This window comes from Robinsoniella peoriensis (genome assembly GCF_000797495.1).
Lineage (GTDB): Bacteria > Bacillota > Clostridia > Lachnospirales > Lachnospiraceae > Robinsoniella > Robinsoniella peoriensis.
Map to the genome: position 1 here is coordinate 221,429 of NZ_JTGN01000007.1, position 14,045 is coordinate 235,473.

Genomic DNA, 14,045 nt, shown 5'->3' on the forward strand with positions numbered 1-14,045 from the left:
GATGAATTATAACACAGATAGAATCAAAGGGGAATAGTATGTTAAAAAACTTACGACTGGGTCAGGTTCTTATAGAAACCGGATATATTACAGAGCAGCAATTAGAAGAAGCCCTGGAATACCAAAAAAACAGCAGTATGAAAAAAATGCTTGGAGATGTACTGGTTGAACTGGGATATATCACAGAGGAAGACCGGTTAAAAGCATTGTCTACGCGTATGAATGTCCGCATCATGGATTTCGAACAGTTAAAATCAACCATTGAAGCAATTTCACTGGTTCCCAGGGAAACTGCTGAACGCCTTATGGTGATCCCGCTTCGTGTAGATCAGAATAATTTAGTTCTGGCAACCGATAATCCATTGAATTATTATGGGTTTGAAGAATTAGAGACGCTCACCGGAAAGCAGGTTGTTCCGGCACTGGCTTCTAAAGCAGACGTAGAAGAAGCCATTAAGCGCAATTACGTAAATAAGACGATGATCAGCGCGATCGATGATGTACATAGAGAATATACGGGAGAATCGGATGTGAATGTATCCGAATCTTTCCAGCAGATGATGGACCGGGTAGACAGTTCGCCCGTGGTAAAATTAGCAAATACCATTGTCATTCAGGCATGCAGTATGCGAGCATCCGATATTCATATAGAACCTTGCCAGAATAACATCCGTATCCGTTTTCGTATCGATGGGGATTTAATGGAAGCAATGGTATTAAATACCACGGTACTGGTTCCGATTACAACACGTTTTAAGATTATGGGCGGATTGGATATTGCAGAACGCAGGGTTCCTCAGGATGGACGTTTCAGTCAAACGGTAGGAAATAAAAATATTAATTTCCGAATTTCTACACTTCCGTCCGTCTTCGGTGAAAAAATCGTAGTCCGTATTTTGGGTGATAATGCGATAAATATTGTGCAGGCAAGGGAATTGGGTATGAGCGAAAGCAATTATCAGAAGTTTGAACGTCTGCTTGCGAATCCAAACGGAATTATAATGGTTACCGGACCAACCGGAAGCGGAAAGACAACAACCATCTATTCTGCACTTCATGAATTGTCCCGACCAGATGTCAATGTGGTGACAATTGAAGATCCGGTAGAAAAATATATAAAAAATGTAACTCAGGTTCATATCAATACAAAGGCAGGATTAACATTTGCCGCAGGGCTTCGTTCTATCATGCGTCAGGATCCTGATATTATCATGGTAGGTGAGGTCCGGGATCAGGAGACGGCTGTGATTGCAGCACAGGCAGCAATTACAGGGCACCTTGTACTGACTACCGTCCATACAAATGATGCGGCATCCGCATTTATGAGATTAATAGACATGGGCGTGGAGCCCTACATTGTAGCATCTTCTGTAATCGGCGTAGTATCCCAGCGACTGGTTAAAGTGATCTGTGAGGATTGCAAAACGGAATATACCCCGACCGAAGAGGAGTTACTGCAATGGAGTGCCGACCGTCCAATGCCGGAAAAGTTTTATCATGGCGCAGGCTGTAAAAATTGCAATCACACTGGATACCGGGGCAGAACAGCAGTACATGAAGTTATTATGGTATCTCCGGACCTTAGAAACTTAATTATGAAGCATGCTTCTGCTCAGGATATTAAGAGGAAAGCAAAAGAATATGGATTTACGGATCTGAAAGAAAATCTTATGGATCTGATTGAACAGGGACGTACTACCATGGAACAAATGATAAAAGTAGCTAATTTCATCGAATAAAAGGGGGATTTATGGGCCAGATAGATGATTTAATCCAACAGGGAAGAGCACTTGGATGCTCCGATATCCATCTTACCTTCGGACTTCCGCCAATGGCGCGGAAGAACGGGAAATTAATTAAAATGCAGGGGCATGAGGTTTTGGATGCCCAGCAGCTTCAGGTGTCAGCTGACGATATGCTGATTAAGTGCCAGATTCAAAGACCGCAGGATCCATTGGAAGAAATAGATTTCTGCTATGAAGCGGCAGACGGAAGCAGAAACCGTGTTAATATTTATTATCAGCAGAAAAAAACGGTAATCGCCATACGATTGCTAAGCGCATATATTCCTACCATGGAAGAACTGAAATTACCTAAAATATTAAAAGATCTTGCCATGCTGAAACGGGGACTGGTACTTGTTACCGGACCTACCGGAAGCGGTAAATCCACAACATTGGCATCTTCTTTAGACTATATCAACCAATGCCGGAGTGAACATATTATTACAATCGAAGATCCGGTTGAGTATGTGCACCAGCATAAAAACTGTATGGTAAACCAAAGAGAAGTCGGAGTAGATACCAACAGCTTTGCAGCTTCTCTAAGGAGTGCACTCCGTGAAGATCCGGATATTATCCTGGTTGGAGAAATGCGGGATCTGGAGACCATAGCATCGGCAGTAACGGCAGCCGAAACCGGCCACCTTGTTTTTTCTACACTGCATACAACAGGAGCAGCACAGACAATAGACCGAATTATTGATGTATTTCCTCCGTATCAGCAGCAGCAGATCCGGACACAATTAGCTTCGGTTTTAAAGGCGGTAATATCCCAGCAGCTGATACCCACAGCAGACGGAAATGGCAGGGTAGCAGCCCTTGAAATATTATTGATAACAGATGCCGTTGCGAATATGATCCGTGAAAATAAATGCCACCAGATTACTTCCGTATTACAAACAGGCGGCAGGCTGGGTATGCAGTCCATGGATGGACATTTACTGGAACTGGCACAAAACCATATCATAAAACCGGAAATGGCGGTTGACTATGGTATCGACAAAAACATGTTAATGCAAAAGCTTTTCGCGTAATTTTTTTGCATCCTCAATGTGATATAAATTTGATAAATCCCCAAAGGGTTTATACATACAAAAACATAAATTTAAGGAGGTATGAATTATGACATTCATGCAGAAGCTGAGAAAATCAGCGAAAGAGAAGAAAGGTTTTACACTAATCGAATTGATCATCGTTATTGCTATTATTGCAATCCTGATCGCTTTGATCGCACCTAATTTGGTGAAGTTTTTATCAACGGCAAGAAAGACATCTGTAGATGCTAATGCTAAGACGGCGTATACTTCAATTCAAACATTGCTTACAGAGAAGGAAACTCAAAATATACAAATTAAAGATGGGACGTATGTAATAGAAGGCAATGGTACTACAGTTACGATAACAACCAAACCAACAGCTGATTCTACAAATGTAGTATTAGTTGATGACGATCTTAAAGATTTTTTTAATGCCAAAGAATTAAAAGGAGTAACTATAACAGTAATGATTGATACTGGAAATATTTTAAAGAGTGTTAAATGGGAGGCAAATGACAAAACCGGTAACTATCCTTCCGTTTAAAAGTTCTTTATATAAGGCAGGTAATAACCTGCCTTAAATAAAATTATCCCTATTATTAAGTGCAGAATAAAAAATACTACATTTACTAATATGAATAATACCTAATTTTTATCTCAAAAATATCACCCCAAGAAAGGATGAACTTATAATGTTTGCCAAAATAAAAAAAACACTCAAAGAAACAAAAGGCTTCACATTATTAGAAATGATTTCCGTAATCACCGTTGTAGCTATCATAGGTACAATCGTAACAGTAGCCGTATACGGCTATATGGTAACCGCATATATGCTCAAAGCAAATCAAACAGCGGAAACTGTTTTTTACGCTGCGCAGAATTATCTGACACAGCAAAAAGATATGGGTGCATTAGAACAATTTAATGAGCGCATTTCTACATATGATACCGGACTAAACACTGCCAGAATGGAAGACATATTGCAGTTAAATGGTTATTTTCCGGATGATGATCCCAGTGTTAAAGAGGAGTGGGAGAAGAACCATAACAGCAGTAAAATAGTCTCCGTATTTGTTAATAGTAAGAAGGGATATTTAGGAAACAGAGAAGACATGTCATCAAAGGATAATGATCTGTATTTTTATAATCCTTTCTGGACAGAGATCATCGAACCAAGTATAAAGGATGAGAACATTACCGATCATTGTTTTTTACTGGAATATGATGAGGCAACCGGTATCGTTCTTAGCGTTTTTTATTCCGAAAAAATAGATGATTTTTGCCGTAAACCATCTATTTATCCATATGAACTGAATAGCAGCGAAAAATATAACGTGGTAAAACGCGATACCAAAAGTCTGAAAGAAAAACGTCAGGGCTACTATGGAATCAGTATGTCCAACTATGCCAACAGCAAGGTGGAAGTATATCAACCGGCTGTAAAATTAGTGAACAGTGACAGACTATACTTAGAATGGCAGGATAAAAATTTACCACTTGAAGGAGCAGGGGCAGAGGCAGGAAACCCTGCTTTTTCCGCCGATTCTTCTCTTGCGGGGAAACTATATTATGATGTCAAAATAAAGTCAAAAAACAGACCTGATTTTAGTATTTCTATACCAAAAATCAAAGCGGTTATTGGTACCCCGACTGATTGGAAAACAGCTGAAGAAAAAGCAGGTACCTCTTCTAATCCAATTTTTATTTATGATAGCAGTACCAATACGTACTCTTTGAGCTTGGATTGTATCCATTACAGTATATTAGAAAAATATAAAGGGATTTTGTCTACCGATAATATTTACTGTGAAGTAACTCCGAAATTGGAGGGGATGTCCGTTTCAGAAGAAAAAGGTGTTTCCAATTATGAAAGTGCCAGCTTTGGGGGTGGAGAAAAAGAAGCTGATTATAATGGAGCAATGGTGGATGCAGGCGGAAGCGGCAAAATGGAAACCGGATTAGAAGAAAATAATTCCACTTCAGATTATCCTTATACCATTAAATATGCCCGCCATCTAAACAATATGCGAAATGTAACTGCAGAATCTTATTTTCTGCAGACAGGTGATATTAACTGGAAGATTCCGGAATACAACAATGACAGTTCCCATTCTTTGATGTTAAGTAAGAAACTTTTTGAACCAATTGTGTTTGTAAAAGAAGTAAAAGCGGATCAAAATGATCTTACCAATATCGTAACAGAGTTTAAAGGAAAATATGATGTTGAAGAGACATTAGATGAAGACAATAATAAAAGAAATTTCAAAATAGCCGGCATCGATATCAAAGCAGATGCCAAAATCGGAAATAATGTAGGACTTTTTGCGGTAAATAGCGGTGAGATTAAAGGACTGCGTCTCCTTAATACATCGGTATCCGGAATTACAAATGTAGGTGCCGTCACAGGCACAAATAATGTTTCCGGAAAAATTACAGATGTTCAGGTACAGGCAGCGGTGCAGGCAGAAATTATAAATAGCAGCGGTGAGGAAAGTGATACCAATGAAGTTACAGATTTTGGAAAAAACATTGGCGGTGTTATTGGTTTAAATAAAGGAGAAGTGTCGGATATTACCACACTGCCAGTCGTTAACAATGAATCGAAAGCAATACAGAATATTGTATCCGGTACCTATAATGTCGGTGGTATGATTGGATTAAACTATTCGGATAAAGTAACTTCCCTTAAAAATTATAACAATTTGGGAATCGTAACCAATGGTGACGAAGTAATACAAAATTTTGGCGGAATAGCAGGACAAAATGAGAATGCAGGTAAATTATCGTCTTGCGTTAATAAAGGTGTCATTAGTCTAAATAACAAAAATGAACCGGCGGAAGATGATTCCGGTACATCAACCAAAGAACCTCTATATATTGGCGGAATTGCAGGCTATAATGAAGGTAAATTAAAAAAATGCGAAAATGTACTGGACGAAACATATTTTTCCGAATGCGATAAGCTTTTAGAGACTTGTTTAAATGCTTTAAATAAAGAAAACGGAACATTACCCTCTTATTCAGGAAGGGGCGTTGGCGGTATTGCAGGTGGTAATTTTGGTGAAAAAGCAGAAGTCATTGACTGCTTTGTAAATAATGCCGTTCTGGGTAAGGATTTTGTAGGCGGACTCATCGGCATCAATATGGGAAGTGTTACAAACGAAGGACTGATATCTTCCATACTGGAAAATTTAACAGGGCGAAAAGAGGATGTCAGTGGTCTTGTAATTGGAAGCGGCAACATGGTTGGCGGCATTTTTGGATATACAGATGCAAAGAATACAGAGATTTCTAATTATGTTAATTCCTCAAATGTTCTGGGTGCATCTATGGTCGGCGGCATTATGGGTATGAATGGGGCAGATTTTAACAGCATACAGGAATTATTGGATGCTGACTGGATTGGAAATCTGGATGACCTCGTTTCCGGTACCGATGAATATTATAAGAGACTCATGCAGAAAGATCTGAATGATACTGAGAGAAATAATATAGAAAATGCTTTGCGTAATTATTACTCTGAATTAATGCAGGGAGGATTAGCAGCAAAATACATCAACGATGTAAATAAGATAAGCAACTGCACCAATATGGGATTTGTTTATGCAGCTAAACGATACAGCGGAGGTATTACCGGAGTAAACTATGGTGAATTAAACAAATGTATTAGCAGCTTTGAAGAAAAAGAAAACGGTCTGGTTAATTCAAACTACGATTTTCTTACAACGGCAGACTGTGCAGGAGGGATAGCAGGATTAAATCTCGGAACTATAACAGGTGATGGATCCAATAATTCAAACAGTAATAACTATGTATATGGCAATTCTTTTGTTGGCGGGATTGTTGGATGGAATGTATCCTCCATTAGTGGATACCGCAGTATCTCCGGGTCTGTACGGGGCCGGAACAATTATGTGGGCGGATATCTGGGAATGAATTCTGACTTAAGCGGTATAAATGGTGTTGAGGTAGCCTACAATGGCGGTACGGACTCACAAATTACCGGTAAAAATTATGTAGGCGGAATCATTGGCTGTAATATTGTTCCGGTTGAGAAAAATGATCAGTTAAAGGTTCAGATCACAGGAACTACAACCGGCAATATTTCGATCAAAGGAGAAGCCTATGTGGGAGGAGTTATCGGTTATCATTCCTGTATTGAAAATTTGAATAATGTTCCCATCCAATGTGCAAGTCTGACTGCATCATACCCTTATGGTGTCTTTGATGCGAATACTTCGCAGACACAGAATGAAGCACAGAAAATCATAACGAACTTTGTAAGCTGCAGAAATACTGCGTCGGTAACCGGTTCCCGTTATGTTGGCGGAATTATCGGCTGTAATGAAAAGGGCAGTAATTTAGCGGTAAATTCAAGCAATAATTATGGCGATGTATCAATTGTAATCCCGAATGGCATTCAGATAGAAGAAGATGCGGCAACATCGGATCAGATCACAGGGACTTCCTATTTTATCGGGGGAATTACCGGCAGAAATACATCGACCGGTTTAATTCAACAATGTTACAACGAAGGAAATGTAAAATCCCCAAGCAAATATCTGGGCGGACTGTGTGAAGTAAACGAGGGAATCATCCTAAACTGCGTCATAGGAGATGCAAAAAGTTTTAAAATTGAAGGCAAGAGCAGTGTTGGAGGAATCGTCGGATTAAACCATACCACAGATCCATCAAACCCGGCACGGGTTGAAAAATGCAGCGCCAATCAATATGCTTCCATCGTTGGCGGCAGTAATACCGGAGGTCTTGTAGGTACAAATGAAGCTTCCATTGTTAATTGTACTACGTATGCCAATGTATCTGCGCCGGGCGGGGATAAAGTAGGCGGTATAACCGGTTTTAACAAAGGAAGTATATCTGGTACGGAAATCGGAAGTGAGCGGATTATACCTGCTGTAGTGGGCAGAAACTATGTTGGAGGATTGATCGGAGTTAACGAAGGAATCCTTTTACAAGACGGCTCTGACAACGAGACAACATCCCAGGGGGTGCAGCCGACTCTGGAAAATTTAGTGAACCGGGCAAATGTTACAGGGGAAAATTATGTCGGCGGTATCGTAGGCAGCCATAATTCCAAGACCATAAAATCCTGCAGTAACTATGGCAATATTACATCAGAGAAAAAAGATTCATCGGATAATGTAATTGGTTCCGGTTATGCAGGCGGTATTACCGGGGTGAATGAATCGGGCAAAGAAATAACCGATTGCCAAAATTATGGAAATGTATCCAGTAATTTCGGTCAGTCCGGCGGAATCGTAGGCATGAACTTAGGCTCGATACAAAGCTGCTACAATCGTTTCGGAACCATAAGAAGTGATTATGCTCAGGCAGGAGGCATCACAGGAACCAACTCCGGCGTCATTCAGGCCAGTCATAACCTGGGGAGTGTAACAGGTGCTGTCACAGGTACAGAAAATAATGCTATTGGCGGAATTGCAGGTATCAATAACAGTGCTTCCCAAGGTTTAGCAGCAGGTGACATTAAGGACTGTACATCAAAATTAAATGATACAAATTCAAACTCTGTTACAGGCAGTAATATAGTGGGCGGCATTGTGGGTTGGAACCAGGGATCTGTTACAATGAAAAAGAACAATGGTGAAAACAATAATGTTTCCATTAATATCAATGTAAATCAGGCTGCGGTTAACAGTACCTCCGGAAATACCCCGTTGATCGGCGGCATAATCGGAAAAGACGACAGAAAAGTGACGGCTCAGAATCCGCCAGGCATTGAAAACTATATCTACAGCGGAACCATTCAAATTAGTGAAATGGCACAGACCTTATATGCCGGCGGAATAATCGGCTATAATAACAAAGGGCATATTGTGAAAAACTGTGAATTCAGAGGTACTGTCAGCGGACTTGGAAACAGAAATTTCGACGACAAGGGCAACCTGAAGACGGATGGAGGTGTAGGCGGTATTACCGGGCGCAATGCGGGAACGATATATTTAAACCAGATTGGAGATAGTAATGAATATGGTATTAACACAACGCCCGATACCCCTTCTTCCATTAACGGCTGCACAAATGTAGGCGGAATTGTGGGAATTGGAGATAAGGACAGCAGCATTTTATGTGACACACCCAATAATGGTAATGCAAAAAAAGGCTATATCGTTAATTATAGCTCGGTAACAGGTGTTTTAAATGCAGGCGGTATTTATGGCAACAGCAGTGTTGCAATAGATAGCTGCAAAAATAAAGGGGTTATAGGTGGAAAAACACGTATAGGAGGAATAAGCGGGTCACATAATAATTCAGCAAATATTACGGATTGCGAGAATACATCAGAAGCTCAGATTAATCCTTTGCAGGAGAATGCCAGCGAATTAGGCGGTATCGTAGGATATGCTGGCAGCACTACGATTTCCAACTGTAAAAACATGGGAATAATCTGTTATGCAGATGAAAATAATCAACCTGCCGGTATTACAAATGTAGGTGGTATTGCAGGTAATGGCTCAACATCTACGTTTATAAATTGTAAGAATGGTACAGCTGGTGAAACCCTGGATTTCCTAACCTGTGATGTCCGTAATGCAGGAGGGATTGTGGGTAATTATGCAGGTCCCAAACCAGGAAAGGACGTAAAGAATGCGGAAGATCTAAATACCCTGGTAAAAAACTTTGATTCCTGCAGCAATTATATGAATATAGTTATGAATGGCGATTTATGCGGAGCTGTTGGAGGGATCGTGGGCAATGCTTCCGGTAATGACCTGTATCTGATTCTTAATTCCTGTAACAATTACGGTAAAATAAAAATGAATTCCAATAAAAAACTGGATATTTATAATTATCAGAATTGCGGTATGGGTGGAATTGTCGGCTATGCAACTACAAAAGTATATATTAAAGATTGTAACAATTCCGGAGTAGTAGATGTCAATAATTATGCCCAGGTCGGAGGCATCATAGGGGTAATAAAAAGTAAAAGCAATGCAGTTTCAGTAGGTTTAATAGAAAGCTGTAACAATAACGCAGCCAGTACCATAAAGGGCGGCGGTGATGTAGGAGGTATCATCGGAAGACAGGAAGATGGAGCGTACCTGAAAGTTCAGAATAATGAAAATAGTGGTTCCATTTCCGGAATTCAAAACGTTGGCGGAATATTAGGGCGTATATACCAGGGAACTTCCAGTGCTTTTAATACAGGAGAATACAGTAACTGCACAAATAAAGGCAATGTTTCCGCCATATGGAACAAGGAAGCAAATGCAACTCCCTCCGGTATAGGCGGATGTGTCGGTTTTGTGCCATATGCGGGAGAATTATTTACAAATTTAATTAATGATGGTGTGGTATCTGTTGATGAGTCGGTAGGTTCCAGGACTGTGACAGGGGTAGGCGGTATCGTAGGATCATTGGGCAGTACGGCAAATTCAAACAGTACGTTTAAAAATTGTTCGAATAAAAAGGACTTAGTCTTTGACAGGGCGGATATCCAGATTAATTCCCTGGGAGGAATTGCGGGATCCATGGCTTCACCGGCAGGAACTGCACTAAACGGCTGCACAAATTATGCAAGTGTAATATCCAACGATTCATCGGTCAATGTGGGCGGCATCGTAGGTGCTCTTTCTGGCGGAACGATAACAGCATGTTCAACCCGAATCCCGACAGGGTCAGCAGTTCCTTTCATACAAGGGGGCCAGCGTGTCGGAGGAATCGCGGGTTATGTCAGCGGCGTTGCCACAAAGGTTATGAGTGATATTAAAATTGATCCCGAGAATGAATCAAAACAGTTCAGGGCTACTTATAACACATTTCATGTGACCGCGGATAAAGAAGCAGGGGGAATTGTAGGAGAATTAGCAGGTTCGGCTATTTTATCTGTTTACAACACCGGAAATGTATCCGTTAAACGTGTGGCGGCAAGTGAACTGTCCAATGTAAATTCTGCGGGCGGTATTGTCGGGTATGCAAATGATGCTTCCACCCTGAATAAAGGTATCGTAATCAATTGCTACAGCCTTGGCAAAATCGGCTGGACTGACGGAAAGGCGGCTTCTAAAGATGATGTATGCGGTTACATTGGCGGAATTATAGGTGCTCGCAGATATATAGGAAACGGCAGTGACTTACGTGATAAAACATGTACGGGAGCCAGTATACGTGACTGCTATTTTATCAGTGACAGAGTAGCTTCCACCCTGCCATACTTAAAACTCGGCAATACCCCCTTACAATTTCATCAATGGATGGTTGGTAATGAACCGTTTGCGAAATATAATACCGACAATGGTGACAGTCAAAGCTATACGGTAAAGGATGCAGCCGGCGAAAAGGGTTATTGGAATGAAGCAAGTTTTGATGCGCTTCTTGATACAATAGGAAAAACAGATGATTTCACCTGGGATAAAAACGATGAACTTACAAATGTAAATAACATCCTGCAGAATTATTTTTATGAGCTGCCGATACCGGATACCAAGGAAGTTACCGGCGTAAAAGGAACAACCTACGAAATGAAATGGAAGGGATTAGTCGGCTTAACCAGTGGTTATGAAGTATCTATCTATACCAGTTATAAATATGTGGATGGGATTAAGACAGGTGATGGGGCAGCAATATGGAGCAGTCATTACGACAGTAATAATCTGGAAGGACTGACATTGAATCTTAAAAATATTGCAGCTAAATATATGGGACAGAAACTGTATTTATCCATTCAGGCTAAAGGATACAGTGTTGGTGAAGGGGAAAATAAAATTGATATTACCACCGATAGTAAAACGTCCATCGTACAGTCCTTTGTGATGATGCCGCCATTACCGACAGTAGAAGTTCCGGATCAATTGGATATACAACAGGAATCCAAGAGCAGTAAGGTAACGCTCTCCATAAAAAATTTAAACGATTATTACAAAGATAGTCCTTATAATGATTACAATGGTTTGCGGGAATTAAGTCAGGGGCATCTCTTAGAAAATAATTTATATGAGATGTATAAAAACGGAACGGCAAAGATCAAAGTCATTGATTATTTCTTAAATAGTGAAAATGATGCATATTTTCAATGGCATTCCAATGAGCATGAGATGAATATTAACTGGGAAACGGGAGAAGCCACCTTAACTATTGACTATAGCCAGCCGGGTGAAAAATATGAAAATAAGTTCTGGCATGCGTATTTAGTACAGATATGTATCTCAGACCAACAGAACTCAACGTCGTTAAACCCGGATACGTATTCGGATAATATGGTTAAATATCGTTATTTGTCTTCCGATACGGAAGAAAAGAGATTTTTATTAAGTACGACTACCAGTCTGACACCACCGAAAGGCCTGGAAAAGACTTATACCGGTACCACCGCAGAACCGGCATATAGTTTAACCTGGCAGAATCCCAACGAAAGCAAAGAGAATGTAAAAGGATACAAAGTAGTGATAACCAATCCGGCTACAGGAAAATCGATTGAAAAAGAACTGCTTAAAACGGAGGCCCTGCGTTATGATTTAACCTCAGAAAATATTAAAGAATTGATGGGAGATGATTATCCAAAACCAGAAACGATAAATAATACACTAAACTGGTCTGTTACAGCTTTAAGCGGAAGCAATGTGGAAGACAAAGTATTCTATAAAGATTCCGAGCCAGCCACAGATTCCATTACCCTTGTGCTGATGGAAAATCAGGTGAACTCCATTACAGGCGAGGTTCCCAGTGCTATTTATTATCCATATATTGTAGATTTCAAATGGGAGGATCCATCATATTCAGCAAATACTAAATATGAATTTATGTTTACGGTAACATCAGAAGGTAAGGACGTAACCAAGGAGGCAGCACTTAATTATTCCACCGGAACTACTTGTCAGGTTGATTTACCCAAAGCATTAGACGCCGATTATAATATCGAACTGACGGTTAAAAAGGTGGGAATTATCGGGCAGACTCTGGACTCGGCAGTTTCTGTCGGCAAGTTAACCGTGAAAAAGTCACTGTCAGCAGTGGCTTCACTGACACATTCAGAACCTCAGATTGATGCGGAAGATTCTGCCAAGATAAAAGTGAACCTGGACTGGAAGATACCGGATGGGGTTAATGAAACAAACTGTTCCGGGTACTTATTTGCGATATTACCGGTTGGTGAACTGCAGATGGATAACGCCATTACAACAGTTGTAGACGGCTGGGATACAGTTAAAACAGAACTGAAATTTGATACATCCAGTATCGGAAATGATTATTTTGTTTATGCGTATGCCTTAGGTGTGCAGGATGTTTCCTCTACCTCTATTGGGAAATCAATTTCCATGGTGCTGCCGAAAGACCGCTTAACAAAACCGGTACTTAAGGGCGAAATCCAACATGAAAATGGTGTGGTAATACCGCCGGAAGATGGATGCGGCAGAGACGAATATCCGGCACTGAAGTATGTATTCAGCTGGAAAAACGACAAAAACGAACTGTCTAAGATCAAAGGCTGCCGTATCAAGCTGATAGATGATGAAGGAAACCTCATATCACTGAATGGAAAAGAATATTTAGATATTACCGATTCGGGAGTCATGGCAGAAGAGGCAGGCTACACACTTACAAAAGATCTGTCGCAGTACGCCGGAAAGACTTTGAGCATAAGTATTGTAAAACTATCAAATTCTATCACAGCGCTTGCATCGGAAGCCGGGGTTCTTCAATTTACGGTTCCAAAAACGAAACTTGAAAGTCCGGAAAACCTTGAAGTTCTTGTACAAATGGGTAATGGGGCAACCGCTGGTGATAATTGCACGGAAGCAGAATTCAAGGATATGACCTATGTATTTTCATGGGAGAATAACCCGATTGATTCAGGAAAAATAAAAGGCCATAGGTTTATATTAATGGATGGGGATGTGGAAATCAATTTTAACAATGGGGATTATGTATTAGACGGTGAAGCAGAAGAGAACAGTATTAAAATGGATTTATCGTCATACGCCGGAAAAACCCTTACAATGAAGATCGTAAATATTCCGGTTGATGAAAATGAACTTCTGTCTGATGCCGGCTCTATAGACATAAACATTCCTCATCTGACGCAAGTAAAATTAAATCTGCAGACAGAGCCTTCCGCAGCTAACAAGGATGCAGTTCCTGACAGCGAAAAAGAAACTGCTGCTATGGAAAAGGAAGTAAATACCGAAACAGAAAATCCAGAGAAGTGAAAGCTTCCCTGGATTTTTTTATGTAAAAAAACATTCTTTTT

The 14,045-nt window shown here is 40.4% G+C and carries 4 protein-coding genes; all 4 read left to right on the top strand.

Going from position 1 to position 14,045, the window contains the following annotated elements; translation table 11 throughout:
- Positions 1-38 precede the first annotated feature (38 nt).
- The 4 genes from QR40_RS15905 to QR40_RS15920 all read left to right on the top strand — a co-directional run bounded on the left by QR40_RS15905 (position 39) and on the right by QR40_RS15920 (position 14,004).
- Complete coding sequence (locus tag QR40_RS15905) at positions 39-1,739, top strand: GspE/PulE family protein (protein ID WP_044295953.1); 1,701 nt, start codon at positions 39-41, stop codon at positions 1,737-1,739.
- A gap of 11 nt (positions 1,740-1,750) precedes the next feature.
- Positions 1,751-2,815, top strand: a complete 1,065-nt coding sequence (locus tag QR40_RS15910; RefSeq protein WP_027294212.1) for a type IV pilus twitching motility protein PilT — start codon at positions 1,751-1,753, stop codon at positions 2,813-2,815.
- 88 nt (positions 2,816-2,903) lie between these two features.
- Positions 2,904-3,362 carry a prepilin-type N-terminal cleavage/methylation domain-containing protein gene (locus QR40_RS29935; protein ID WP_052430884.1) on the top strand — a complete coding sequence of 153 codons (459 nt, stop codon included), beginning with the start codon at positions 2,904-2,906 and terminating at the stop codon, positions 3,360-3,362.
- Positions 3,363-3,510: 148 nt separating this feature from the next.
- Positions 3,511-14,004, top strand: a complete 10,494-nt coding sequence (locus tag QR40_RS15920) for a type II secretion system protein (RefSeq protein WP_044295954.1) — start codon at positions 3,511-3,513, stop codon at positions 14,002-14,004.
- The last annotated feature ends 41 nt before the right edge of the window (positions 14,005-14,045 follow it).